We start from the raw sequence: 26,189 nt of genomic DNA, 5'->3' as shown, positions 1-26,189 counted from the left end.
GGGAAAATTTTCACGAAGGCAAGCATATACTGTTAAAAATATAAAAAATCACCTATTTCAGAAGAATAGGTGATGATATTTAGGACTTTATTTTCTTAACAATTTTTCCCATAAGCTCATCTTCTGTCAACGCCGCAACTGGACGATTATTTACAAATGCAAACGTCTTTTTACGGCCCGGCCCGCAGTATGACTGACATTTCACATCAATCGCCGCCTCGGGATCAAGTTTTTGAAGCTTTGGAATCAATGTTTTAAGGTCGACTGCCTGGCAGTCATCGCAAACACGAAATTCATTCGCCATTTAAAACATTCCTTTCTCTTGCATTCAACCGGTATTTTACATGGAAAAAAGCGTGTTTGCAAGCTTTCAATCTTCTTCATCCAAACGGTATAAAATGTGTATTCTCTGGCCATCCTTATTTTTAAAGACTATTTCAAAGACTATTTCTTAAAGGAGAGATGATTCAAATGAAAATTCGTCAAGATGCTTGGTCTGAAGAAAATGATTTACTGCTTGCTGAAACCGTTCTCCGACACGTGCGCGAAGGCAGCACACAGTTAAATGCGTTTGAAGAAGTCGGTGATGAGCTCAACCGGACATCGGCTGCCTGCGGCTTTCGCTGGAATGCTGTCGTTCGCCAACAATATGAGAAAGCACTCAGCCTCGCAAAAAAACAGCGTAAACAGAGAAACCGGACACTAGAGAAAAAAGTGCTTTACTCGCCGCCAACAGACGGAATTAATATGACAGATGTCATCGCTTATTTACAAAGCATGGAATCCATTGATCTGCTAAAAGCAGAAAATGAGAGACTACGTTCTGAAAATGAACAATTGCAAAATAAGTTGAATCAGATTGAACAATCTTCAGAAATTATGCAGGAAGACTATGAAACATTAATGAAGATTATGAATCGTGCCCGCAAATTCGTGGCACTCGATGATGAAACACCTGCTGTCACTTTCAAAATGGAACGTAACGGAAACTTAGAAAAAGTAGCGGAGTAACGGACCACTTATCCAAAAGCTTTTTCATTACGCTCAATCATACGGGTTAAATTCCAGTCAAACATATCTGCTTCAAAAGCAGTCATCTCGCCGCCTTCAAGCGGACCTCCGATTTCTTTTAGAGACTGTAAAAAGCGGATTAACACATCTTGAACCGATAAATGTGGACTCCCGATCAATTCAGCGAGCGATGACATTACTTCAGGCTGAATATCGGGATACGTCCACTTTGTTTCAGCATCCCGCTTTGCTGCTTCATAGAATTCACGAATTTGTTCAGCTCGATCGGCTCCGCTTCCATTTACACATACATAAATTTGTACAGCGACACCTTTTCTCAGACGGCGCTGTGAAATACCCGCAAATTTTTTCCCGCGAATACTAAGGTCATAGCTGCCTGGACAATACGATCCTACGATTTCATACGCATCAATTTTCACCTCTGAAAACATGTGGCGAATGAGCGCGTACATTGCCTCGTAACCTCGGTCAATATCGATTCCTTTTTCCATATCGGGTATAATGAGCGACAAATTGAGCACTCCTTCATCGAGCATTACAGCGAGACCACCAGAGTTGCGGACGATGACATGAAATCCAGCATCTTTTAATACTTGAAGACCGTCTTTTAAATAAGGTAGTTTTGTATCTTGAATGCCTAACACAACCGTGTCATGGTGGACCCAGGCGCGAACCGTTGATGGGCTCTTCTTTGCACCAACGGCCGTGCAAAGCGCATCATCAGTCGCAAATGAATGGATAGGATTGAATCCGGGTCCGTAAGACGATTGATCTATAAAGCGCCAGACAGGGCGGCGCAGGAGATCTTTTGATTGATCCATAGCAGTATATTCTCCTTCACAAAATACTCTCTTTTTACTGTAGCCTTATGATGGGAGTGATTCAAGTGTTTTATGGTATAGTGGGGATGAAACTAATTACATAGGAGTGATGATGATGAGTGAAGCAGCAAAAACGCTTGAAGGCTGGTATTGCCTGCATGATTTCCGGTCGATTGATTGGACAACATGGAAGATGATGCCAAGTGATGCACGCGAAAGTGCGATCAGCGAATTCCGTCAATTTCTTGCTACATTAGATGCGACGCAGGAGTCGAAAACAGGAAGCCATTCGTTTTACAGTGTTGTCGGTCAAAAGGCCGATTTCATGCTCATGATTTTACGTCCGACAATGGAAGAATTAAATGTGATTGAAAATGAATTTAATAAGTTGAAAATTGCTGAATTTACCATCCCTGCTTATTCATATGTATCGGTTGTGGAACTCAGCAACTATCTTTCTTCTGATGAAGATCCATATGAAAATCCGCAGATTCGCGCACGCTTGTATCCAGAACTTCCGAAAACGCAGTATATTTGCTTTTATCCTATGGATAAGCGCCGCCAGGGAGAAGACAACTGGTACATGCTGCCGATGAAAGAGCGGGGAAGCTTAATGCGCAGCCATGGTATGATTGGCCGTCAATACGCTGGTCTCGTAAAACAAGTGATTACCGGTTCTGTCGGATTCGACGACTATGAATGGGGTGTCACTCTTTATTCAGATGACGTGCTTCAGTTTAAAAAATTAATTTATGAAATGAGATTTGATGAAGTAAGTGCACGCTACGCCGAATTCGGCTCATTCTTCGTTGGCAACTTGCTAACAGACGAGAAATTCGCTCAAATGATGCATGTGAATTAAATAAAGTGAAACAGAACCGCGTCTTTATTAAGGCGCGGTTCTTTGCCGTCTGGATTTTCAGGATAAATGAAGAGATTTCATCATCAATAGAATAATCAATGCACACAGATTTTCATTTTTGCATACATTGCAAAGGGAGGTGTTGTTTTGGCAGTTGTTGCTCATACCGAAGAAGATGTGAAGCTGCTTGCCCGCCTGATGCGGGCCGAAGCGGAAGGCGAAGGACCACTCGGAATGCTAATGGTGGGAAATGTCGGGGTGAACCGGACGCGATCAGACTGTCTTGATTTTACCCAGCTGCGCTCTATTCGCGATATGGTTTTTCAGTCACCAGGCGGCTTTGAAGCAACACAGAAAGGTTACTTTTATCAAAGGGCGCGGCAGAAAGAAATTGATCTTGCCCGCAAAGCAATTAATGGCGGGCGATATCATCCAGCATCCAACGCACTTTGGTTTTTTGAGCCAGAAGGAGACTGCCCTGCTCAATGGTACGGTCAGTCTAACATCGGACGATACAAGTCACATTGTTTTTTCAGCCCGCTTCCATCTGTTTGTCCAAGAGTTTTTTAAATAAGGGGGAAAAATGAAGATGAATCCATACGGTTATATGCCAATGCCTGCTCAAGGACCAGTACCCGGTCAACCTGCTACGCCGCCTCGACCTGTCGTGGAAGAATCCTATATTGAAAACATTTTCCGGTTAAACCGAGGAAAAATGGTAACAGTGTATACGACATTTGAAAACAACAAGGAGTGGAACGCAAAAGTGTTCCGGGGACGTATTGAAGCAGCAGGCCGCGATCACTTAATTTTAAGCGAACCTTCTGGAAAACGTTACTTAATTCCACTTCTTTATCTTGACTATGCGACATTCGATGGTGAAATTGCGTACGAATACCCGTACCGTTAAAAAAGATGAGGGACCCTTATCCAGGGCTCCCCTCACCTTTTTTTCTTTACATATTTTTTACCGCAGCAATCATTACGAGCACCCACGCGATCAAAAAGGCAACACCGCCAAGTGGTGTGATGGCTCCAAGTTTGCTAATCGCTGTGACAGCAAGGACAAACAGACTCCCTGAAAATAAAATAATTCCTATGAGCATCAGCCAGCCAGACCAGTTTAATGCAGAGCTGTCTGGAAACTGCCCCATTAAAAAGCCGACAATGATTAAACCAATTGCGTGAAACATTTGATATTGGACTGCGGTTTGCCATATTTCCAAATACTTCGGTTCCACTTTTCCCTCAAGTCCATGTGCGCCGAATGCACCGAGTGCGACAGCTAGAAAAGCATTAATTGCGCCTAAAATAATAAATAATTTCATTTTTTTGCTCCTTTAAAAATCAAAAATAGAATCTCCGTTAGAACCATCATCTGTTGTGATCCGATCTGTTTGCTGTATGGTTGGAGGCGACTGCGTCATGACGGCCGGCTTCGTAACAGGATACGGTTCGTATGCATTTACTTCCGCTCCAAGCATTAACTCGCACATTGATTTAATCGCATACACATGCTTCTTGACGTCATCCGGTTTTGCGCTCTTCGCAGCAGCCATTTCCTGCTCAATCTTTGTCAGTACTTTTTCATGCGAAATATTCACTTTTTTCCACCTGCTTTCACAGCAAACTTATAACATGGATGCCCCGATGAACGACGAACGACAATCGATGGGATTTGTTTTGTTTTAAACTTATATGCATGGCAGCCACGCGGTGCTGCAGGATCCCACGTTACATAAAAATACTGGCACTTTAAACAATTTGGTTCTGCAGACAACGTTTTCTCCCCTTTCCCACAGATTAATGGGTAATAAATCCCCAAAGATGGACGATGCACTTTATTTTAACAAAAATCGACATGTTTCACGTGAAACCTTTACGACAATTCATTCAAACACCAGTTGATCGGTGCCTCTCCCATTTCCGTGAGACAATCATTCACCTTTGAAAATGGACGGCTTCCAAAAAAGCCCCGTGATGCAGACAATGGGCTTGGATGCGGCGATTGAATCACGCGATGCTTCGTTTCGTCAATTAACGAGCGCTTGCTTTGAGCCGGACGGCCCCAGAGCAAAAAAACGGCCGGTTTTTCCCGCTCACTAATGAGTGTAATAACACGGTCTGTGAAGGTCTCCCACCCTTTCCCCCGGTGTGAATGAGCTTGTCCATCCCGCACAGTCAGCACAGTATTTAATAGCATTACCCCTTCGTCTGCCCACTGTTTCAAATAACCATGATTTGGAACAGGACAACCGAGATCTGCGTTTAACTCTTTGTAGATATTTTTAAGTGACGGCGGCGGTTTAACACCCGGCTGCACCGAAAAACTAAGTCCATGTGCCTGTCCCGGACCATGATAGGGATCCTGTCCAAGAATGACGACTTTAACCTTTTCATATGGCGTAAAATGGAGAGCGTTGAAAATATCATCCATACTTGGATAAATAATGTTGTTTTTATATTCTTCTTTTAAAAAAGACCGGAGCTTCATATAATAGGGCGCGTCAAATTCGCTGGCAAGGAGTGGACCCCAATCGTTTTTTAAAATCTGTTTCGTCATTTAATTCACCTCATCGTCCATTATAATCGAGCCAGCCTTTATTTGAAAATAATGTGAGCAGGCAAAAATATGTATTTGTATATAATCAAGACGAATCTCGGCTTTTCACAGACATGAGGACCACAGCCATCCTAGCGGCCTTTGAAAAAGGTTGTTTTTTCTTGTGCATTTGCCGATAGTTTTTTACACTAAGGGCAGTGTATTTAGAAGGAGGAACTTTCACCATGAAAAAAACATTAACGATTGCAGGATCAGATACAAGCGGCGGCGCTGGTATTCAAGCCGATTTAAAAACATTTCAAGAACACGGTACGTACGGAATGACAGCTCTCACAACGATCGTCACAATGGATCCCGAGAATGGCTGGAGCCACGGCGTGTTCCCGCTTGCGATTGATGCGCTTGAAGCACAGTTGAAAACAGCCATGTCAACAGGCATTGATGCATTGAAAACAGGTATGCTTGCTACACCAGAAATCATCCAGACAGCTGCAGCATCGATTAAAGCAAATGGGGTAAATAAAGTTGTCATTGATCCGGTGATGGTTTGTAAAGGTGAAGATGAAGTGCTGAACCCGGAGGCGGCGGAAGCAACGCGTGATTTATTGCTGCCGCTTGCCACAGTGGTGACACCGAACTTGTTTGAAGCGTGGCAGCTATCCGGTGTCGGCCCGATCCGTACGATTGACGATATGAAAGAAGCAGCGAAAAGAATTCATAAGCTTGGCGCAAAAAATGTTGTTGTGAAAGGCGGTAAACAGCTAGAGCATGACAAAGCAGTGGACCTTTTCTATGATGGCAATGAATTTGTTTTACTTGAAGGTGAAAAACATAACACGACGTACAATCATGGCGCCGGCTGCACATTCGCAGCAGCGATCACCGCAAACCTTGCGAACGGCCAAGACGTAAAAACAGCGGTCAATCATGCGAAAGAGTTCGTTAACGCCGCGATTAAACATGGATGGAAGTTGAACGAATACGTAGGTCCGGTTATGCATGGAGCGTACAATCAATAATAAGTTTTGAGACCGCCTGGCTGCACGCCGGCGGTTTTTTAAAAAGAGTAATCGGAGTTTTTGCTCACTTATTTCATTTCCGACCGCTTGTCACATTTTTTGATCCCTCATACTAATTTCTGATCACTCCCCACGCTTTCTGATCAATTTCACCCAAATAAAAAAACGACTCTTAGGCCGTTTTTTATTTTCCAAAATACGTAATTTTTTGTTCAATTGGTGTGCGTGGCTTTGCTTTTGGCAATTCGTCATAGTAGCCGAATTGAAGCATAGCAAGAATTCGCTCGCCCGGTTTCACGCCGAGTGCTGTTCTAAATTTCGGTGCATCCACCCATGCTGGCGTTTTCCAGCATGTGCCGATTCCTTTCTCCCATGCGAGCAACTGTGCATTTTGAATAAGTGCACTCGCTGCAGAAAAGTCTTCCAGTCTTTCTTTTTGACGGGCATCTTCCGGCACCACCACAAAAACAAAGGCACCAGGCAGCTTAAATCCGGCAGTCTTTTTGTCCAGTTCTTCAGGCGATAGCGTTGTCCAATTCGGAATTGTGCATTCTTTCATCGTCATGCGGATCGCATCAAGTCCGCTTTCTGCTGCGACGATAAAGCGCCACGGTTCGCGGTTCCCATGGTTAGGCGCCCACGCGGCATCCGCTAAAACGGCAGTTATATCAGACTGCTCTACCGGACGGCCATTGAATTTTTTAATCGAGCGGCGTTCTTCAATGATTGTTTTTATCGATTGACTCATAACAGACACCCCTATTCAAATTATTATCCTTTCCCATCATACTCAAAAAGCTGGACTTTCGCCAATTGGATAAAATTTTAGTACAATGAGTAAAGAACTGATTTTGACTGGAGGGTTAAGCGATATGGAACCGATTTTACCCGAAAAAGTGCAGGAGCTCGTGGATCGATTTGCGGGTGAAGAAATTTATCTTCATCTGGAAACGACGAACGGCGCATATGCATCGCACTTTGACGAAAAGTTTTTCTCTGCAGGTGCCTACATCCGCAATGCAAAACTTACATATGAGCATGGCAAAATTGTTGGTGATGGACCATATCGAGTTGGATTAAAGCTCGAAATTGGCTGGGTATACGCAGAAGGATTGACGCATTATGGATTTGATGAAGACGGGCACTTGCTCATGGCGGGCCATGATTTTGACGGAAAACTGGCGGTTGCCTTGCAGATGGGTACAACGCCGTTCAAGTAAAAGGAAAGGATTGAGAACATGAAAACGATGGAAGTTGAACAGGAGCGGCATGTACTTGTTATTTTCCCGCATCCCGATGATGAAGCATTCGGCGTATCCGGCACGATCGCCATTCATACAAAACGCGAAACACCCGTTACATACGCGTGCCTCACACTCGGTGAAATGGGACGAAATCTCGGAAATCCGCCTTTTGCGACACGTGAGTCGCTTCCCGATATTCGCAAAGCAGAACTAAAAAAAGCAGCGGAAGCGATTAAGATTCAAGATTTACGTATGATGGGCCTGCGCGATAAAACGCTTGAATTTGAAGATGATCAAAAAATGATGAATATGGTGACCGACTTAATTAATGAGCTTGATCCATCGCTCGTGATTACCTTTTACCCGGGCTACTCGGTTCATCCGGATCATGAAGCAACGGCACGTGCTGTTGTGCGTGCCGTACGGGCAATTGATGAGGCAAAACGGCCCAAGCTTCATTGCGTAGCTTTCGCTAACAATACTGCTGAAGAGATTGGTGAAGCCGACATCCGTTATGATATCCGCCACGTATACGATCAAAAAATGGACGCAATGAAAGCGCACATTTCGCAGACGATCTGGATGTTAAAAGAGCTTGAAGCCGGTGTCGCACAAGAAGGAAGCGAACTGCACGATCGATTTAATTATGAGCACTTTTGGACGTACACATTTGATGAAAATGACAAAGTAACCGACATTAAATAAAAAAACGCAGGGCTTTAATTTTTACTGAAAGATATGAAAAACGAAGTTTAAGACTTTATATCACAAACACAACATATTGTTTAACAATAATAAGAAAAAAGAAAAGGAGTGGGATTCCCACTCTTTTTATCACGACATGTTTTTGTTTTTTATTAGGCTGTTTTCGTATAGATTGTTGCTTTCTTGACCAATTATACAACTGTGGAATTGTTAAGATGTGCATAATAAAAGATCTCAAAAAGTTAAAGACATATAAAATTAAACAGTAAACAAGGTAAAGAATAATATTCTTTACCTTGTTTTTTATCTTTGTTAACCAATTAAAAATACATCGTTAATAACGTCTGTTCTAAACCTCTAGCAGCAGACCTCTGTTGCCACAACCCTTTGTGAATGACGATGTTACACATAAGAAAAAGACCCTTATCGTCATTTACTTGGTAAACAACCATTCAGGTCTTCTTTCGTCATTTTTTACACGTCTTATGTGTATTTACCGAAATGAGGTCTTCTTACTTTAAGAATATTGATGCGACTATAAAACCTATTATAATAACAAGGATAAGTATTCCAGTACCCTTCCAACCTAAACTACCTACTAAATCAGCAAAGTTTCCAGTTTCAGCCCTATTAAACGCATCGTTCATATTTCCAGTTGGGTTTCTTTTTAATTCTTCTTGTCTTAGTCTTTCTCTTCTTCTTTCAGGTGTTTCTTTGTCTTCGCTCATTATCACACCCCCATTTTCTGTAATTCTAACATATGTTTCTTATTACTTTTTAGATAAATCTTACCTTTAAATAGATGTGGTAATAAAAGTGATGATAAAGATTTTAAATGTAGTGATAAATGGTGAAAAAAGCGCCAAAAAAGGTGTATCAACAATTTTGTTGATACACCTCTAATTTACATTGTTATACAACATGGGTCGTCGTAGAGTGAGTCTGTCTAAACTACAATAACTATAAATTCAGTATTACATATATGCCTGCGTTTTTTTACTTCACTCTGTTTTTTGTTCTGATTTCGCCTTTAAATCAGCAAACTAAATAGCAGCGGATCGTTATTGATTTCCATGTACGGGAAGCCGTTTTCTTTCATACGCTTCACGAGTGGGGCATAGTCTTCTTTGCATTTCAGCTCAATGCCAACAAGCACTGGACCTTCATCACGATTTGTCCGCTTCGTGTATTCAAAGCGGGCAATGTCATCCTGCTCACCGAGTACTTCAGCCATAAATTTGCGAAGTGCACCGGCGCGTTGCGGGAACGTGACGATAAAATAATGCTTGAGCCCTTCATAAATAAGTGAACGCTCTTTAATTTCTTGCATTCGTTCAATGTCATTATTGCCTCCGCTAATGATGCAGACGACATTTTTCCCTTTGATTTCATCTTTATAAAAATCGAGTGCCGCGACAGGTAATGCACCTGCTGGTTCAGCAACAATCGCACTTTCATTGTATAGCTGCAAAATCGCTGTACACACTTTACCTTCAGGAACAACGGAAATACCGTCGAGCACGTCCATGCAAATATCCATCGTCAAGTCACCGACTTGCTTCACAGCTGCACCATCAACGAATGGATCAATTGTATCAAGACGTGTAACTTCCCCTTTATTTAATGATGCTTTCATCCCCGCGGCACCGGCCGGCTCAACGCCGATCAATTTCGTATTCGGGCTGATGCCTTTTAAATACGAACCAACCCCTGCAGCTAACCCGCCGCCGCCAATTGCACAGAACATGTAGTCAATCGGCACCTGCGCGTCGTTCAAGATTTCAACGCCGACTGTGCCCTGTCCGGCAATCGTTCGGTGATCGTCGAAAGGATGAACAAATATTTTCTCTTCTGCTGTGCAATATTCCATCGCCGCTGTGTACGAATCATCAAATGTATCTCCAGTTAACACGACCGATACATTTTCACCACCGAATCGTTTCACCTGTGATATCTTTTGACGGGGTGTTGTCGACGGCATGAAGATTTTCCCTTCAATTCCAAGTGCATGGCATGAATAGGCGACACCTTGTGCGTGGTTGCCGGCACTTGCACACACTACACCTTTTGCCCGTTCTTCTTCTGTTAGACTACGGATAAAATTATAGGCCCCCCGTAGTTTAAATGAGCGGACAATTTGCAAGTCTTCCCTTTTTAAATATACATTGCAATTATAACGCGCCGATAAAATTTCATTTTTTTGAAGCGGCGTTCTGATGACAACATCTTTTAATACTTGATTCGCTACGACGATTTCTTCGATTGATACTTTCGACAAGGTTAGTTCTCCTTTTTTAGTACAAATTTTAAGAATTATTTTATCATTTAACCATACTTCGTTCTAGTGCATCTTCAATCGCCTGCGCGACACCATTTTCATTATTACCGGCTGTTTCAAATCGGCATGCCCGTTTAATGTTTTCATGTGCATTGCCCATCGCATACGAATACTTTACTTTTTCAAGCATGGATAAATCGTTGTAATTGTCTCCCACTGCCAAGGCATCATTCATCGACAATCCTTTAGACGTTAAAAAAGCTTCGAGCGCAATCCCCTTTTGGGCCAGCTCACTCGTTATCTCCAAGTTTTCATCCCCAGACGAACTAACAGCAATGCCTCCAATGCCTTCAAGCCGGTCTGATGCTTTTTGCAATAATTCATCGTCTGTTGAAAAAACAAAAAACTTGTAAATGTGTTGATCGATGTCGTGAATGATCGATTCATATTCATCTACCGGTAAAATGAGCTTTTCATCTACGCGCCGCTTTGCCTTTTCACGAATTTCTTCAACGGGTGTTTCTGGATGAGCCGATAAGACAATGTCAACGAGCAATTCAACCGCTTTATCCGGATTATCTGTGTATGCACCTTTGTTTGTAAACACTTCAAAATACACACCGATATCTTTTAAACGGCGGTAAATATTAGATGAAACCTCGTCTTTAAGTGCAGTGAATTGAACAATTTCGCCCGCTGTGTTGCGCGTTTCCGCTCCATTTACAGCAATAATCGGGCACTCAATTCCGGATCCTTCAAGTGCAAAGCGCGCCTCTGCATATGAACGCCCTGTTGCAACAATCACTTCCACACCAAGTTTTTGCGCTTTTTTAATCGCATCTCGATTTGCTTCGCTCACTTGCATTTTTCCGTTCAATAACGTGCCATCCATATCCGTCGCGATGCTTGTAATCATTCTTTTCACCTTCTCGTTTATGTTGAATTCCTTCTTATTTTAACATGAAATCACTTGGAAATACGTATAAAAGGTATGTGTGGTCAGCATTAATGATTAAAAGCGCTTTCAAAAGTCTGTATTTTATGAATATGATTGATTTCATGGATTTTCGGGAACAGTTGAACTAAAATGTGCAAGGTATGATTGTTTATACAAAGAAAGGATTTTATCTATGCATGAAAAAACATCCCCGTGGTTTTTTATTATCCCATCACTGATCGGGGTTTTGTTGTTTATTACGCCTGTTCCGGCCAAAGACGGGTTAACGATTCCAATTGCGATTATGTCCAATGCACTTCAAGATTGGATTGGCGAGTTTATCCCAACAATTATGACCGCTTTGATCGTCTTAGTTGCACTTGCGACGATTGCCGTGAAAATAACGCGTCCTGCTTTCGTGCGTCATTCTGCCTTTTTGGCCAATTTGTTTGATGTTTCACCGGTCTGGGCTGTTGTCCGCGTTGTCGGTGCTATTTTTGCGTTTATGACGTATTTTCAACTAGGTCCAAAAGCGATTTGGTCTGATGCAACAGGTGGCACACTGCTTATCAGCCTATTACCTGTCTTGTTTTCGGTCTTTTTGTTTGCAGGGCTCCTATTGCCGCTTCTTTTAAATTTTGGTCTACTTGAATTTGTTGGCTACTCACTTACAAAAGTCATGCGGCCTTTATTTAAATTGCCCGGACGGTCATCGGTTGATGCACTAGCTTCATGGCTCGGTGACGGGACAATTGGTGTACTGCTCACAAGCAAGCAATATGAAGAAGGCTTTTATACGAAAAAAGAAGCTGCGATTATTGGGACAATGTTTTCCGTTGTTTCCATTACATTTTGCCTTGTCGTCATCGACCAAGTCGGGCTCGCAAACTATTTCATTCCTTTTTATTTGACTGTTGTTTTAGCCGGAATCGCCTGTGCACTCATTATGCCTCGTATTCCGCCACTTTCAAGAAAAGCAGATACGTTTATTAATGAAAAACCTCGTCAAGCGGATGATGAAGCGATTCCCGAAGGTTATACAGCCTTCTCGTACGGCTACGAACAAGCAGTGAAACGCGCCGCCCAAAATAAGTTATCGGAAACTGTACAGGACGGCTTTAAAAATGTGCTTGATATGTGGCTTGGTGTTGCACCGATCGTTATGGCGCTCGGAACAACGGCACTTATTATTGCCGAAACAACACCTTTGTTCCAGTGGCTTGGCATGCCTTTTATTCCGCTTCTTGAATTATTGCAAATTCCGTTTGCACAGGAAGCATCTGAAACAATTATGATAGGATTTGCTGATATGTTCCTTCCTGCGATTATCGGTTCAGGGATTGAAAGTGAATTGACGAAATTCGTCATCGCCGCCTTATCGGTTTCACAGCTTATTTATATGTCTGAAGTAGGCGGACTGCTGCTTGGAACGAAAATTCCTGTTTCATTTAAAGATTTACTGATTATTTTTCTGATCCGTACACTTATTTCTTTACCAATTATCGCAGGTGTCGCACATATTTATTTTTAAAAAGCCCGGAACTATCCGGCTTTTTTTTTCGTATAAACGGGTAATTATGGTATGTTGACATGTAGAAAGGATGTGTCTATATGACAAATAAACTCTGGTTTCAGACCGGAATTGGCATATTACTTGCCATGCTTATTATTTTTATGTTTCAAGAAATTCGTGAAGTATTTAATCCCCTCGTGATTGTAGCAACTACCATTTTCCTGCCCGCGCTGCTTGGAGGCGTTTTATTTTATATAACGCGCCCGCTTATGAAGTGGCTTGAATCAAAAAAACTTCCGCGCTGGGCGTCGCTAAGTACCGTCCTTATCATAATTGGACTCGTCTTCTGGCTTATTTATGCTATTATTGGTCCAGTTGTGAATAATCAGGTAAGCTCACTCGGTGAAAATTTGCCTAACATGGTAAAAGAAGGTGAAAAGACGATGGATTTCGTTTTGAATCAAAAAGACCGTCTTCCGCCCGCTGCGATTGAATCACTTGAAAACATAACTAGCAGGCTGAACGAATATGTAATGGGCCTTAGTTCAAAGCTGATCGGCTTTGTTCAAGCATTTGTACAAGGATTGTTTTTACTTATCCTCGTTCCATTCTTTCTTGTGTATATGCTGAAAGACCATGAAAAATTTGCACCTTTTGTGGCTGGTTTCTTTTCAGGAGAACGAAAAACGTGGATTCGTCACACACTTCATGATCTGGATGTGACACTTCGTTCGTATATTCAAGGACAACTTCTAGTCAGCTTTCTCGTGGGCGTTATGCTTTTAATCGGATATTTAATTATTGGTCTGGATTACGCACTTTTACTCGCAATGTTTGGAATGTTTACAAATGTTATTCCGTTTCTTGGCCCTTATATCGCCGTTATTCCAGCTGTATTTATTGCCTTCAGTCAAGAACCGCAAATGGTCATTTACGTTGCGATTATCATGCTTATTGCCCAGCAAATTGAAAGCAACTTTATTTCTCCAAATGTTATGGGCAAAGCACTCGATATTCATCCACTGACAGTGATTACAATCATTTTGGCAGCTGGCAACATCGCTGGTCTCTGGGGAATTATTCTTGCTGTGCCAACCTACGCTGTCATTAAAACAATACTATCCAACTTATACCAAAAACGTACCGAAATTCGCGAAGCTGCGGGAAAAGAAGTTGATTAACAATTAGCCCCAAATAATCAAATATGATTTATTCGGCCGATTATCTAAAAATAAGAGCCTGCTGTCAGCAGGCTCTTATTTTTCTTCATCCGCACAGTTAAAACAAAGCAGTTTTCCATCTTCTTTCACACCATTCAAAAACCCTTCCATACAATAAATGGATTTCCCGCACTTTTCACATTTCCCAATGAGTTCTTTCATCAGCTTTCACCCGCCTTTTTCCATTATAAAACAGTGTGTATGTATTCGCAGAAGTTTTGTACACTATAAAGGGACAACAGGTTTACAGGAGAGGAAGACCGGTCATGCGCAAGTTCGGTTTATTTTTGGCGTCAGCTATTTTTATCTATGCAAGCTTTATAGCACTTTCTAACAATGATCATGCCGTATCAGAACATCAATATGTAGAATCGGTCGTTTTTGTGCACGGCTTTAAAGGGAATGCCAATTCCTTTAATACGATGATTGCTCGGTTTGAAGAGTACGGATGGGGGTCACGGGCATTGACAATAAATGTGACCAAGACCGGCCGTCTGCTCGTTCATAAAGAAACTTCCCTTCCTGATAAGCCTGTTTTTATTCAAGTATTATTTGAAAATAATCGGGCTTCATTTGATGATACAGCTCATGCTCTTGCATCGGTTATGCAAGCGCTGAAAAAGGAATATGGAATCGACCACGTGAACATCGTCAGTCATTCAATGGGTGGTGTTGTCTCCGTGAAGTTTTTGCAGGAATTGTATGACCCGTTAAGGCATCCTGTCACCGATAAACTCGTCACGATTGGCAGTCCGTTTGATGGTGTCGCCGGCGGCCGGTGGTTTACACAAAATACCGGCCCTGCCGTGTACGACTTAATGCCTGGCTCTCCTGCTCTTGCACAACTCGCTGCCGGACAAACACATTTTCCCACTGAAACAGACGTGCTGAATATTGCTGGCATTGGTGATCAAGTGACGCCGATACAAAGTGCGCTCCGCTTAAAAGCGATCGTTCCTAAAAAAAACTACCGTATTGATATTATTTATGATAAAACAATCAACCATAGCGGTCTACATGAAACACCGATTGTAGATACAAAAATCGGGCATTTCTTTTCCTATAAATAATTCCAGATCATTTCCGCCGTTCTTGAAGCAGCCGCGGGTGTAGCTGTTCGTGCAGCTACTTTTTCTTTATATGCTTCAAGCAAATGAGCTGTTCCTTCTTCCATTAGTTCAGCGTATCGTTTTGATAATGCAGCGATTTCTTTTGCATACTTTTCGTCTGTTCCAGGTTCAACAAGTTCTTTATATGTGTCAATGATCGTATCCACATCATTATTTCCAGGGAAATATTCATGAGGTGCCGTGCTGTCAAAAAGAGCAAATCCAAGTTCACGAACAATGACCATATCAATGCTCGCCGGATCAAAACCGCAATGGTACATTTCTGTCTGGTATCCTTTCTGCTCCGCTGCAGCCGCAATTTTTTTCATAAACGTGGATTTACCTGTACCCGCTCTCCCTTTAATTAAATATCGTTTCTTCAATCCTCTTGTCAGTTCTGGAATATAATCAACTGGCCCTGTCGGTGTAGCTGCCCCGAGAAAGCGGTGCACGGTTTTTGGTTTACCTCCAGATGCCGCCCCTTCCGGTAATAAGGCTGCAATCCACTGTTTTGCTAATTGATCTGCTTTTTCTGGATCAAATCGATTAATGAAAATGGATTCCCATTCGTCATGAATAAGCAGCGCTTCCCGAAAACAATCATAGGCGATATGCGCCGTTTTCCCGGCAGGCGGAGCAGACAGCAGATCCGGATGAATAGCTGCATGACGGACTGTCGCTTCAAATGGTCTATCTGGCGCCAGACTGCCACACCAGATCGCTTTGTTACCGACAATGAGCCCTTCCGGCATTTGTGCATTCCACGGACTGCGAATAGAATCAAACGGGACACCTTCTTTTTGAAACCGTCCCTCGATCTCTTTCAAACACTCCATCTGCGCACACTCTCCGCCGCCCCGAAGCAAAATAAACAGGTGTACATCCGACACATTTGTCTCCGCCATCTGCACAAATCCTCTTGACGTATGGCCTGACGTAAAATAAAGCATCCCCCCACCCCCTCGAGTCTAACTATATGACTGCAATAGAACATATATAACAGCGTTTCTCTGCACTTTCTCAGTTTTTGAACATTCATCCCTCTTTTTGACCGCTCGCCATGATTTATGACTACTGCACACTGTTCACATAAAATAAGCCGGTCCCCTAAAGGAACCGGCTGGTCTTTTATTTATCGTTTAAAAATATCGCTGTGTGCTTCCCGAATGCGAGCAAGTGCTTCGTCCACGCTTGTGAATTCAACGCCGATCGGATATTCGCTAATTCGTGTGACTGAACTTGCTTCACCTGTTGAACGGAGGACTTTAATACATTCTGCTGTTTCCTCTTCTGTTTCGTGTAAATCGCCTGCTTGATAACATGCGCTGGATTTCAGCATTTTCTCATATTGGACAACAAAATTTTCTTTTACTTCACTGGCGAAATATTTTTTCACGTCAAGAAGATTTTCAACGACCATCATATTAAGGGTCAACTCCTGTTTCTTTTAATGACTACAGTATACGAAAAAAAACAATGAAAAAGAACATTTTTACAGAGATGCCATGAACTTTACACAATTTGTTAACATTTTATTCAAAGTTTTTTCACAACTTCACAGACTGCAGCATTTACGACCTTCTTTAAGTCTGCCGGTGCCAATTCAATGTGTGCTCCAATCTTCCCGGCACTGACAATCATCCAGTTTAAATGTAGAGCACTTACGTCTATAAAAGTCGGATAGAGCTTCTTCATCCCAATAGGCGAGCAGCCCTTGCGAATGTAACCCGTCTGTTTTTGAAGTTCTTTCACTGGAATCAGTTCAATTTTTTTCTCACCGGCAGCACGAGCAGCCTTTTTCAAATCTAGTTCTTCTTCAACTGGAATAACAAATACATACAGTCCAGCTGCTCCTTGCGTGACAAGTGTTTTAAATACATTCCATGAAGCCTTGTCGGTTTTTTCATCTTTATTGTCATATTCATACACCTTGTATGCAATGCCGTCTGCATCAAGCAGCCGCATTGCATTTGTTTTCCCTTTTGCCACCGTGAATCACTCCATTTATATGTTAAAATTATTGTACTACAACCATTCAAAAGGAGTGGAGAAAATGGATCAATTTACCGTGTCTGGTATTATGGAAGTGATGAGAGAATTCTTCCCTTCAAACACATCAGTAGCTATCTCCAGCTGCGAAAAATTTATTTATTATCAGCCAAGCCGTCTTGTAGATTTGCATATTCACCCTGGCGATCCGATCAAAAAAGGCAGTGTGACACATCAGGCACTAATAGAAAAGCATCAAGTATCGATGTATATTGACAGCGATGTATATGGAATTCCCTATTACGCTACGTCCATACCCATTTTTGATCACACCGAAGTGAGCGGGGCGATTACAACCATCTATCCCGCAAAACCGTCGCCGATTGCGCGCAATATATTGACGATTAAATCCGAAGATAAGTGGTACCCGATTCCTTACAGTGATGTTATGTATCTTGAATCCGAAGGCCGAAAAACGAGAGTACAGGCACAGACTGGAAGCGGCTACCATAAACTAAATTTAACTGAGCTTGAGTTTACACTGCCGGATGATTCGTTTATACGTGTCCACCGTTCTTATATTGTGAACGTTCATTTCATTCAGGAAATTCAGCCAGATTCACATTCTACCTTTTTGCTTATCATGAAAAATAGAACAAAAATTCCCGTCACGCAGACGTATACGAGTGCGTTTCGGAAATCACTCAATTATTAATATACTGCCTGATGACGTGAAATTTCTTTTTCGCGTCTTTTTTGCGGCTTTTCATGCGAATACAAATGAAAGCCCTTTCATCATTTGTTACACTAATAAAAACGAATCGGAGGGATCGAATCGTGGATAAACACTTAAAAGAGCGATTACGAATGAATGAGTTACATACACGTATTGTGTCAGCAGATGAAGCGGCTTCTTGGGTTCAAGATGGCATGACACTTGGTTTGAGCGGATTTACACGGGCTGGTGACGCGAAAGCAGTGCCTATGTCACTCGTTGAACGCGCCAAAACAGAAACCTTTAAAATCAATATTTTTACCGGTGCTTCACTTGGCTTTGATCTTGATAAATTTATGGCGGAAGCAGGCATTATTAATAAACGCCTCCCTTTTCAGGCTGATTCATCTATGCGAAAAAAAATTAATGATGGCAGTTTATATTTTGTTGATCAGCACCTCTCTCACACAGCTGAACTGATTCGGAGTGAAGTATTGGATCCAATCGATTATGCCATTATCGAAGCCGTTGCCATTACAGAAGAAGGACTTGTCATTCCTGCCACGTCTGTCGGGAACTCTTCCATTTTTATAGAAAAAGCAAAGAATGTGATTATTGAATTAAATCTTGCCCAGCCAGCTGAATTAGAAGGGCTTCATGATATTTACAGCCCGAATGCGCAAGGAAAACGAGGACCGATTATGCTGACATCTATTGAGGAACGAATCGGTGAAATAGGCATCTCTGTCGATCTAGCTAAAATCAAAGGCATTGTTATTACAAATTCGCTCGATTCTCCTTCTACCATTGTTCCGCCAGATGAAGATACCGCACAAATGGCTGCCCATCTTATTTCTTTCTTAAGAGAAGAAGTAAAAGCAGGCCGGCTTACGAATGAATTGGCTCCTCTTCAATCAGGGATTGGTTCTGTTGCAAATGCAGTACTGCACGGACTTATTGATTCCGAGTTTGAAAACCTTGAAGTATATTCCGAAGTATTGCAGGATGCTGTATTTGATTTATTTGACCATGGCAAGATTCGCTTTGCTTCCGGCTGTTCTATTACGCTATCCGAAGAAAAAATGAATGATGTATATACTAACCTAGAAAAGTACCGGGATAAACTGCTCCTCCGCCCACAAGAGATTTCAAACCACCCTGAACTTATTCGGCGGCTCGGCTTATTATCTATCAATACCGCACTTGAAGCAGATATTTATGGAAACATTAATTCCACGCATGTATCGGGTACCAAAATGATGAACGGAATCGGCGGATCAGGTGATTTTGCCCGTAACTGCCGTACAGCTATTTTTGTTACGAAATCAACCGCTAAAAACGGGACGATTTCAAGTATTGTTCCTTTTGCTTCACACGTGGATCATACAGAACATGATGTTGATATTCTCGTCACTGAGCAAGGTTATGCAGATTTGCGCGGACTAGCACCGCGCGAACGAGCACTCGTTATCATTCATAATTGCGCACATCCAATGTATAAAGAGCAGCTGCTTGAATATTTTGAAGAAGCATCTTTGCGCGGAGGACAAACACCGCATATACTTGAAAAGGCCTTTTCATGGCATACACGCCTTGCCGATCAAGGAACCATGCTTGCAAAACAATTTTCTTTCTCTGTCTAACGTTAGACGTTAATTAATGTTGAATAATTCTGCTTTGTGTCTTTTTTATGGCATTTTGTACACTTTGTAATGAAAGCATTTTCAAAATCAAGTAAAATATTAAGTGATCAGCCGGTTTTAACCAGCTAACTATAACAATTATACATTCCATACTCTCTAAATTTACTGTCAGAAAAAGCAGTCCCTAGTCAGGGACTGCTTTTTCATTATGAATCTCGTCGCTTTTCAGCGATCTTTTCCTTTATTTTCATTAATTCTTTCACCGGCGGTACGAGGCTGATTACTTTATCGCCTGCCTCCCCTTTTGGCGAGTAGTCGCGTGTATAAAACTCCAGTCTGCCGGATGACTTCACAATGAACAACAACAAGGAGCCTTTGTCACGGTCACTCAAATATTGTTCATAGTCATACTGTTCAGTCAAATCGGTTTTCCGGATAACATAATTGCCAGCAACACGCATGTTTAACGCTTCGAAATGAGCTTCACTGTCAAACAACACTTTTCCGCCAACCGTTTTATTAAATTCTTTTGTCGTTTGCGTACGCTCCGGACCTGCTGCAATTTGAAACAAATTCACACGGCCTATTTCCGGTACAAATGTTGAGCAGATGAGCGCATTATACGCTTCATCATCCGTTGCAGCAATCATGTATTCATAGGGCGTCAGTTCGAGATGATATTCTGTGCTTTCTGATAAGATTTCACCATGGTATACCGGCAAATTCACCTGTCTAGCAGCATTCAGCCTCTGCCATGATTCATCTGCAACGAGGACTGGGATGTTCAATTCCTTCAGCGCTTGACCAAGCTTTGCGGTGAATGCATTCCCGCCAATAAGCAGTATACCCGGTTTATCTGTTGATGATAAGTCCAGCTTTTTCGCCAGCCAGCCAATCGAAAATCCATGCGCCACAACAGTTGAAAACACAAGTGCAAACGTGAGCGGTGTTAATAGTGCAGCATCTTCGTATCCTGCTTTAAGCAACGATTCTGCAAAATAACCCGATACGGTTAATGCCACAATTCCCCGTGGCGCAATCCAGCCGACAAGCGTTTTTTCTTGATTCGTCATATCCGTACCGATTGTTGACAGCCATATCGACAGCGGTCTTACAATAAACAGCATCAAAATAACAAAGGCAATAATGCGAATATTAAATATTTCTCTTAAAGTGTCCATTGTCAATGACGCCGTTAACATAACAAAAATAGTTGAAATAAGCAAAATTGAAATATTTTCTTTAAAATGACGCATGTCTTTTATAGAGGAAATATGCATATTCGCCATGACAATCCCCATCGCTGTGACCGCAAGCAACCCTGTTTCATGCATCATTTCATCAGCAATTGTAAAGCACGTAATCACTGCTACGAACACGGCCGGTGATTTTAAATACTCTGGAATATGTCCTTTTTCAAGTGCTTTGCCAAGCCCCACACCAAATACTATCCCGAGTATAACAGCAAATACAGAAGCAGCTAAAAAGACGAGCAATGTCGCAGCCGACACCGTACCTGTTAAAAATTTAATAAATTCAAATGCGAATAGAGCAAGAAGGGCACCAAATGGATCGACCACAATGCCTTCCCATTTCAAGATGGCTGCCGTGCGCGGCTTTAATTTTGCATGACGCAACAGCGGCAAAATAACCGTTGGCCCTGTAACAATGAATAAACCGCCAATGACGAATGCAACAGTCAATGATAATCCTGCAATGTAATGCGCGGCGAGTGATCCGAAAATCCAGGCGATAAATGCACCTAGCGTCACAATACGCCGGATCGGCTGACGAACCGTTTTGATTTCACGAAAATCGAGATTTAAGCTTCCTTCAAACAGTATAATCGCGACAGCAGCTGATATAATGGGCTGAAATAGGTTACCGAACACATCTTTCGGACTGATCCATCCGAAGAGCGGTCCAATAAGCAGCCCTGCCACCGCCATAATCACAATTGCCGGAAGTCGGAATCGCCATGCTATCCACTGGGAGGCAATCCCAATAAGGAGAATAATCATTAAATAAAATAACAATGAATCAAACATCACATCATCCTCTCTTTTGGTAAGTCTTTCTACATACTACCCCGTTTGTTTCTAAATTTCACGAAAAAAACCGCATTCGCATCATAAGAACCAGTCATTCTTCCTTTTTCTGTAATGGTACCAGAAACCCGAAAGTGTACAGTCGTGCCATGCATCCTGTAAAATAATCAATGAATGCTCATCCGGAAAGGACGGATTTTTTTGAATAAACTGGCTTTTTTCCGTATTTTTATTATCGTCAAAATGGCCGTTGTTTTCTTTTTGCAAATCACCGTTTTTGAACGGCGTCACCGGGGCAATTGGACAGATGAAACAAATATAAAATGGGAATCACTCATGAAAAAACAGGCAGCTAAGTATCGGCAGACCGCTCTTCATCTTGAAGGTTTATTAATTAAGATGGGACAGTTTTTAAGTACAAGAGCAGATGTCATGCCAAAAGCGTTCCTTGATGAGCTTGAAGACTTAATCGACCGTGTACCGGCCGTTCCATGGGAAGAAGCAAAAGCGATCCTAGAACAGGAATGGAATGCACCTGTTGAAAGCATAACAGCAGAAATCGACCAGCAACCGGTGGCGTCCGCTTCCATTGGCCAAGTGTATAAAGCGCGTTTGCATACGGGCGAGCTCATCGCAGTTAAAGTGCAGCGCCCAGACATTGATAGAATTATCGCTGTCGATTTTAAAGCCGTTCGCGTGGTGATGAAGCTTGCTAAACGGTTTACTAGGTTGGGTAAGCAAACGGATCTGCCCGCACTTTACCGAGAAATGACTTCGGTCATCGGAGCTGAACTTAATTTTCGTCGCGAGCTCGAAAATGGCCTCTATTTTAAAAAGCATTATGAATCGTTTTCAGACGTGGATATTCCTAGCTATAACAGGAATTATTCAACAAAAAAAGTGCTTGTTATGGACTGGATGGAAGCTGCCCGTATTACAGACCTTTCCTTTTTGGAACGAAACGGCATCGATCGGCAAGATCTTGCTGTCCGATTAACAAATATATTTCTAGAGCAGCTTTTGCAAGAAGGCAAATTTCATGCTGATCCGCACCCCGGTAACATTTTAGTGAAAGCAGATGGAACGATTGTACTCATTGATTTTGGCATGATAGGTCACGTGCCTCATGAAGATGCCGTCCATATTCGAACACTTATCGAAGGTATTTTAATTGAAGATTACGATCAGGTTATAAAAGGACTAGAGGGGCTGCGATTTTTACTTGCTCACGCGGACAAAGAGCGGATGAAACGTGTTATCCGCGCGATGGTCAATGCCTATATGTCGCAATCATTCACACAGATGGATGACTTTGCTGTTGAGCTGCTCGAGGAAGTACAGCAAATCGTCAAAAAGGAACCGGTACAGCTTCCGGCGGAATTTGCGTTTTTAGGACGAGCCGTTTCGACTTTTATCGGGCTGCTGCATATTCTGGACCCCGATATCGATTTAATCGAAGTCGGTCGAAAGCCAGTGATGGACTGGCTCAGGAAACATGCAGGCGAAACGAGCCCAAAGCAAATTCTTGTTCAGTCTCTTCGCCCGCTCTTATCATTGCCCCAAAAAGTATTAGCGGTACTCGACGAACCACGTCTGCAGCGCGAACTGCAGGACACGCATCAAAAACGAAAAGAGGCAGAGCGGTATGTGTTAAATAGCCGGCGTGATGCTCTCCTTTTTATCGCCATCACTTTCCCCGGAGCCGCCGCTTCCCCATTTGTTGATTCTGAACTCGTTATATATGGCGGTCCCGCTCTATTTGCACTCTCTGTCTTTCTTTACATTCGCGCAGTCCGTACACATAGACAATTTACAGCGTGACATTCACCCTTCTTTTTTTCATGCATACAGTAACAGCGTGAATAAAAAAGGAGGGTATCTGTACATGTTTAAACGAATGAATCAAATGGTAATCGAACTTCCTATACCCGAATATGGATGCGCCAACTCAGCAGCAGCCGTTCAGGAACTTCTCGGCGGCAAATTTGGGGAAATGTCAACGTTGAACAATTATCTGTTTCAGTCGTTTAACTTTCGCCAAAAAAAGAAACTAAAGCCATTTTATGACCTGGTTGCTAGTATTACAGCAGAAGAATTCGGTCATGTTGAACTTGTCTCAAACACGATTAATTTATTATTAAAAGGAACGACATTTGACGCCGATCCTGATTGCACGCCTCTCCAAAACGGCCTCAACAAGCGGAATACTCACCACTTTATTGTTAGCGCGCAGACTGCTCTTCCATTCGACTCGATGGGACAGCCTTGGACTGGCAACAATGTATTTTCAAGCGGCAATCTTACGCTGGACCTTCTCCATAACTTTTTCTTGGAAACCGGTGCGCGCACCCATAAAATGCGCGTCTATGAAATGACCGACCATCCAACAGCCCGGGAAATGATTGGCTATTTACTTGTTCGCGGCGGTACGCATATTCTCGCCTATGCAAAAGCCATTGAAATGATTACAGGTGCCGATGTAACAAAAATGATTCCAGTGCCTGATTTGTCCAATTCAAAATTTGATACGACACGTAAATTTGAAGAACAGGGTTTAAATAACGTGTTGTATACATGGAATGATGCTGGTGAATATGAAGGCATTCGACAAATTTGGAAGGGCAAAAATCCAGAAAATAATAAAACGTTAAAAGTGATAGAAGGAACCCCAAAAGGAGCTAAAATTCCCAATCTTGATGATCTGCCCGAAGAATTTGCTCCTGGTATTAATCAAGATCATTATGAATATGTAGCAAAGAAGCTGCTTGACAATATATAAAGGTTCATAATTCTCATACTATAGACTCTTTTTTGTTTACTAAGCTTTCCAAACAATGTACAGTAATAGGTATACACTACTAATATGGAGAAAAAGCAATGAGCCTTCGGAAACAGATTAGTGTCTTTTTTTTACTGGCCACGGCAGTTATTGTGATTACTTTATATGTCGCATCGCATATTTTTATTTTGAACAGCTTCACAACCCTTGAAAATAAGAGCGATTCCGAAGAGATGAAACGTGTCTTGTTAGCTGTTGACAAGATGGAAACACAGCTTGTCAATCGTCTCCATGACTACGCTGATTCAACTGTTATTAGAAATGCAATTACCGAAAAGAATACAGATTTATCCTCTTTTTTTGATGACAATACTTTTTTGGCTAAACAATTCACATCGGTTCTTTTAATGAATAAAGATGGCGACATTATTTTTCAGAAAAAAGTGAATTCTCAAACAGGTGTAAGCAACAAGAACGCACCTGGCCTTCTATCGTTCCTGCAAACCGAACCAGGCTTAACTGCTGACGGTCCTTTTTCCGGTATCTATGTTGCCGATAATGACGCATTGATCATCGCATTGAAACCGATCACGTCGAATAAAGGTGACTTGATTGGTACAATGATGATTGGCCGTTATTTTGATCCTCTTACGATTCGGACTTTGCGCAGCGATACGCGGCTCCCTGTTGTTTTTGAAAGTCCAATGGATATGGCAATCCCGAAAGAAATATCCGATCCAAGTGGATTGATAATGAATGCGTCCACCTGGATTAAACGCAATAGCGAATCAACGCATACGATCTATGCACCCCTCTATGACTATAAAAGAAAACCGGCTGTAATTGTCGGTTTTGAAGCACCACGCGACATTTACCTACAAGGCCGGCAAACAATGTTTCTTTGGGTCATTTTTACAATTACCATTACAGCTGTTTTAGCCATGACCGGGCTATACTTATTGAATACGCTTATTTTCAAACGACTCAGCTTGTTTGTCAAAACAGTGGCAGACATTCGAGCAAAAAATGATTTATCCTTACGGCTTCCCGTAAAGGGATACGATGAAATTTCAAAACTAGAACGAGAATTTAACCGGCTCCTGTCCTCAGTCGAACAATCTCGTTCGCAAATTGTCAAACTTGCGTATGAAGACAGCTTGACAAGGCTGCCAAATCGAGCCTATTTCTTTAAAGAAGCAGACAACAAATTAAAAGCACATAAAGCAATCGGTGCCGGTGCGGCTATTATGTTTATGGATCTTGATGGATTTAAGCAGGTAAACGATCAGTATGGCCATGAAGCAGGCGACAATCTCTTGAAACACGTCGCTAACATGCTCCGCGAAACGTTGCGCACCACCGATCTTGTCTCTCGTCTTGGTGGTGATGAATTCATTTTATTCATTTCAAATGTTCACAACTATGAAGATGTTTCGCATGTTGCCAAGCGTGTTCGTGAATCGATCAGTGCACCGATCGACCTGAATGGACAGATTGCTTACGTTTCATCAAGCATCGGCATCAGCTTTTATCCGGATCATGGGACCGAATTAAACTCGCTCATTTCATATGCAGACGAAGCAATGTTTATTGCTAAAAACGCTGGGAAAAATCAATACTCTGTTTACAAAGAACCTGCCGTAATGGAATAAGCGACAGGCTTTTTCAATAAATAAAAAAAGGCCGGACACAAGTCTCCAGCCTTTTTTTGC

Annotated in this window: 29 protein-coding genes and 1 pseudogene; 15 read left to right on the top strand and 15 right to left on the bottom strand. The window is 42.2% G+C overall.

Features of this window, described 5'->3' with window-relative positions:
- Positions 1-79: 79 nt before the first annotated feature.
- Positions 80-304, bottom strand: coding sequence for a YuzB family protein (locus tag ACZYRN_RS16400; RefSeq protein WP_488912702.1), 225 nt, complete (start codon positions 302-304; stop codon positions 80-82).
- Between the two features lie 167 nt (positions 305-471).
- Here ACZYRN_RS16400 and ACZYRN_RS16395 point away from each other — a divergent pair, with 167 nt between their 5' ends.
- Complete coding sequence (locus ACZYRN_RS16395; protein WP_488912701.1) at positions 472-1,011, top strand: RsfA family transcriptional regulator; 540 nt, start codon at positions 472-474, stop codon at positions 1,009-1,011.
- Between the two features lie 8 nt (positions 1,012-1,019).
- On the opposite strand, the gene lipL is transcribed toward ACZYRN_RS16395, so the two are convergent.
- The gene (gene lipL / locus ACZYRN_RS16390; protein ID WP_488912700.1) at positions 1,020-1,853 is read right to left on the bottom strand and encodes an octanoyl-[GcvH]:protein N-octanoyltransferase; all 834 of its coding nucleotides are present in this window, start codon (positions 1,851-1,853) and stop codon (positions 1,020-1,022) included.
- A gap of 115 nt (positions 1,854-1,968) precedes the next feature.
- On the opposite strand from lipL, the gene hemQ reads away from it, so the two are divergent.
- The 3 genes and pseudogenes from hemQ to gerQ form a co-directional block, all read left to right on the top strand.
- Positions 1,969-2,715 carry a hydrogen peroxide-dependent heme synthase gene (hemQ, locus tag ACZYRN_RS16385; protein ID WP_488912699.1) on the top strand — a complete coding sequence of 249 codons (747 nt, stop codon included), beginning with the start codon at positions 1,969-1,971 and terminating at the stop codon, positions 2,713-2,715.
- 147 nt (positions 2,716-2,862) lie between these two features.
- Complete coding sequence (locus tag ACZYRN_RS16380) at positions 2,863-3,285, top strand: cell wall hydrolase (RefSeq protein ID WP_488912698.1); 423 nt, start codon at positions 2,863-2,865, stop codon at positions 3,283-3,285.
- Positions 3,286-3,382: 97 nt separating this feature from the next.
- Positions 3,383-3,625, top strand: a pseudogene (gene gerQ / locus ACZYRN_RS16375) (spore coat protein GerQ); the annotation flags it as partial.
- A gap of 46 nt (positions 3,626-3,671) precedes the next feature.
- Here gerQ and ACZYRN_RS16370 read toward each other — a convergent pair.
- The 4 genes from ACZYRN_RS16370 to ACZYRN_RS16355 all read right to left on the bottom strand — a co-directional run bounded on the left by ACZYRN_RS16370 (position 3,672) and on the right by ACZYRN_RS16355 (position 5,278).
- Positions 3,672-4,043 (bottom strand): DUF423 domain-containing protein, encoded by a 372-nt coding sequence (locus ACZYRN_RS16370; protein WP_488912697.1) that lies wholly within the window; start codon positions 4,041-4,043, stop codon positions 3,672-3,674.
- 12 nt (positions 4,044-4,055) lie between these two features.
- Positions 4,056-4,319 carry a YwdI family protein gene (locus tag ACZYRN_RS16365; protein ID WP_488912696.1) on the bottom strand — a complete coding sequence of 88 codons (264 nt, stop codon included), beginning with the start codon at positions 4,317-4,319 and terminating at the stop codon, positions 4,056-4,058.
- Positions 4,316-4,495 carry a uracil-DNA glycosylase gene (locus ACZYRN_RS16360; protein WP_488912695.1) on the bottom strand — a complete coding sequence of 60 codons (180 nt, stop codon included), beginning with the start codon at positions 4,493-4,495 and terminating at the stop codon, positions 4,316-4,318. Before ACZYRN_RS16360 ends, ACZYRN_RS16365 begins: the two co-directional genes overlap by 4 nt.
- A 99-nt stretch (positions 4,496-4,594) precedes the next feature.
- Positions 4,595-5,278, bottom strand: a complete 684-nt coding sequence (locus ACZYRN_RS16355; RefSeq protein WP_488912694.1) for a uracil-DNA glycosylase — start codon at positions 5,276-5,278, stop codon at positions 4,595-4,597.
- Between the two features lie 224 nt (positions 5,279-5,502).
- Between ACZYRN_RS16355 and pdxK the strand changes: the two genes are divergently transcribed.
- Complete coding sequence (pdxK, locus tag ACZYRN_RS16350; RefSeq protein ID WP_488912693.1) at positions 5,503-6,297, top strand: pyridoxine/pyridoxal/pyridoxamine kinase; 795 nt, start codon at positions 5,503-5,505, stop codon at positions 6,295-6,297.
- Between the two features lie 184 nt (positions 6,298-6,481).
- Here pdxK and ACZYRN_RS16345 read toward each other — a convergent pair whose 3' ends face one another.
- Positions 6,482-7,054 (bottom strand): nitroreductase family protein, encoded by a 573-nt coding sequence (locus tag ACZYRN_RS16345; protein ID WP_488912692.1) that lies wholly within the window; start codon positions 7,052-7,054, stop codon positions 6,482-6,484.
- A gap of 115 nt (positions 7,055-7,169) precedes the next feature.
- Between ACZYRN_RS16345 and ACZYRN_RS16340 the strand changes: the two genes are divergently transcribed.
- A complete protein-coding gene (locus tag ACZYRN_RS16340) occupies positions 7,170-7,517 on the top strand; it encodes a YojF family protein (protein WP_018394908.1) in 348 nt (115 codons plus the stop codon).
- Positions 7,518-7,544: 27 nt separating this feature from the next.
- Positions 7,545-8,246, top strand: a complete 702-nt coding sequence (gene bshB2 / locus ACZYRN_RS16335; protein ID WP_488912722.1) for a bacillithiol biosynthesis deacetylase BshB2 — start codon at positions 7,545-7,547, stop codon at positions 8,244-8,246.
- Positions 8,247-8,758: 512 nt separating this feature from the next.
- Here the strand turns inward: bshB2 and ACZYRN_RS16330 are convergent.
- The 3 genes from ACZYRN_RS16330 to ACZYRN_RS16320 form a co-directional block, all read right to left on the bottom strand.
- Positions 8,759-8,974, bottom strand: coding sequence for a DUF6366 family protein (locus ACZYRN_RS16330; RefSeq protein WP_488912691.1), 216 nt, complete (start codon positions 8,972-8,974; stop codon positions 8,759-8,761).
- Between the two features lie 302 nt (positions 8,975-9,276).
- Positions 9,277-10,524, bottom strand: coding sequence for a threonine ammonia-lyase IlvA (gene ilvA / locus ACZYRN_RS16325; RefSeq protein ID WP_488912690.1), 1,248 nt, complete (start codon positions 10,522-10,524; stop codon positions 9,277-9,279).
- A gap of 43 nt (positions 10,525-10,567) precedes the next feature.
- On the bottom strand, positions 10,568-11,440 hold the full coding sequence (locus tag ACZYRN_RS16320; protein WP_488912689.1) for a Cof-type HAD-IIB family hydrolase: 873 nt from the start codon (positions 11,438-11,440) through the stop codon (positions 10,568-10,570).
- A 214-nt stretch (positions 11,441-11,654) separates the two neighbouring features.
- On the opposite strand from ACZYRN_RS16320, the gene ACZYRN_RS16315 reads away from it, so the two are divergent.
- Both ACZYRN_RS16315 and ACZYRN_RS16310 read left to right on the top strand, forming a co-directional pair.
- Positions 11,655-12,992 (top strand): YjiH family protein, encoded by a 1,338-nt coding sequence (locus tag ACZYRN_RS16315; protein ID WP_488912688.1) that lies wholly within the window; start codon positions 11,655-11,657, stop codon positions 12,990-12,992.
- 80 nt (positions 12,993-13,072) lie between these two features.
- On the top strand, positions 13,073-14,155 hold the full coding sequence (locus ACZYRN_RS16310) for an AI-2E family transporter (protein ID WP_488912687.1): 1,083 nt from the start codon (positions 13,073-13,075) through the stop codon (positions 14,153-14,155).
- A gap of 75 nt (positions 14,156-14,230) precedes the next feature.
- Here the strand turns inward: ACZYRN_RS16310 and ACZYRN_RS16305 are convergent, their stop codons facing one another.
- Positions 14,231-14,356: a hypothetical protein gene (locus tag ACZYRN_RS16305; RefSeq protein ID WP_488912686.1), complete on the bottom strand. Its 126-nt coding sequence runs from the start codon at positions 14,354-14,356 to the stop codon at positions 14,231-14,233.
- 104 nt (positions 14,357-14,460) lie between these two features.
- On the opposite strand from ACZYRN_RS16305, the gene ACZYRN_RS16300 reads away from it, so the two are divergent.
- The gene (locus tag ACZYRN_RS16300) at positions 14,461-15,264 is read left to right on the top strand and encodes an alpha/beta hydrolase (RefSeq protein WP_488912685.1); all 804 of its coding nucleotides are present in this window, start codon (positions 14,461-14,463) and stop codon (positions 15,262-15,264) included.
- Here ACZYRN_RS16300 and ACZYRN_RS16295 read toward each other — a convergent pair.
- The 3 genes from ACZYRN_RS16295 to ybaK all read right to left on the bottom strand — a co-directional run bounded on the left by ACZYRN_RS16295 (position 15,255) and on the right by ybaK (position 17,292).
- Complete coding sequence (locus tag ACZYRN_RS16295) at positions 15,255-16,253, bottom strand: PRK06851 family protein (RefSeq protein WP_488912684.1); 999 nt, start codon at positions 16,251-16,253, stop codon at positions 15,255-15,257. The genes ACZYRN_RS16300 and ACZYRN_RS16295 overlap by 10 nt on opposite strands.
- Before the next feature lie 182 nt (positions 16,254-16,435).
- Positions 16,436-16,726, bottom strand: a complete 291-nt coding sequence (locus ACZYRN_RS16290; RefSeq protein WP_488912683.1) for a hypothetical protein — start codon at positions 16,724-16,726, stop codon at positions 16,436-16,438.
- Between the two features lie 113 nt (positions 16,727-16,839).
- Positions 16,840-17,292 carry a Cys-tRNA(Pro) deacylase gene (gene ybaK, locus ACZYRN_RS16285; RefSeq protein WP_488912682.1) on the bottom strand — a complete coding sequence of 151 codons (453 nt, stop codon included), beginning with the start codon at positions 17,290-17,292 and terminating at the stop codon, positions 16,840-16,842.
- Positions 17,293-17,356: 64 nt separating this feature from the next.
- Here ybaK and ACZYRN_RS16280 point away from each other — a divergent pair, with 64 nt between their 5' ends.
- Both ACZYRN_RS16280 and scpC read left to right on the top strand, forming a co-directional pair.
- Positions 17,357-18,007 carry a LytTR family DNA-binding domain-containing protein gene (locus tag ACZYRN_RS16280; RefSeq protein WP_488912681.1) on the top strand — a complete coding sequence of 217 codons (651 nt, stop codon included), beginning with the start codon at positions 17,357-17,359 and terminating at the stop codon, positions 18,005-18,007.
- Between the two features lie 122 nt (positions 18,008-18,129).
- Positions 18,130-19,650, top strand: coding sequence for a succinyl-CoA:acetate CoA-transferase ScpC (scpC, locus tag ACZYRN_RS16275; RefSeq protein WP_488912680.1), 1,521 nt, complete (start codon positions 18,130-18,132; stop codon positions 19,648-19,650).
- 206 nt (positions 19,651-19,856) lie between these two features.
- Here scpC and ACZYRN_RS16270 read toward each other — a convergent pair whose 3' ends face one another.
- Positions 19,857-21,698, bottom strand: a complete 1,842-nt coding sequence (locus tag ACZYRN_RS16270) for a cation:proton antiporter (RefSeq protein ID WP_488912679.1) — start codon at positions 21,696-21,698, stop codon at positions 19,857-19,859.
- A 201-nt stretch (positions 21,699-21,899) separates the two neighbouring features.
- On the opposite strand from ACZYRN_RS16270, the gene ACZYRN_RS16265 reads away from it, so the two are divergent.
- The 3 genes from ACZYRN_RS16265 to ACZYRN_RS16255 all read left to right on the top strand — a co-directional run bounded on the left by ACZYRN_RS16265 (position 21,900) and on the right by ACZYRN_RS16255 (position 26,129).
- Complete coding sequence (locus ACZYRN_RS16265) at positions 21,900-23,519, top strand: ABC1 kinase family protein (protein WP_488912678.1); 1,620 nt, start codon at positions 21,900-21,902, stop codon at positions 23,517-23,519.
- Between the two features lie 64 nt (positions 23,520-23,583).
- Positions 23,584-24,477 (top strand): manganese catalase family protein, encoded by an 894-nt coding sequence (locus tag ACZYRN_RS16260; protein WP_488912677.1) that lies wholly within the window; start codon positions 23,584-23,586, stop codon positions 24,475-24,477.
- 98 nt (positions 24,478-24,575) lie between these two features.
- A complete protein-coding gene (locus tag ACZYRN_RS16255) occupies positions 24,576-26,129 on the top strand; it encodes a diguanylate cyclase domain-containing protein (RefSeq protein WP_488912676.1) in 1,554 nt (517 codons plus the stop codon).
- The last annotated feature ends 60 nt before the right edge of the window (positions 26,130-26,189 follow it).

Source organism: Domibacillus sp. F004, assembly GCF_057814295.1.
This window is presented reverse-complemented; position numbering and strand designations above follow the sequence as displayed.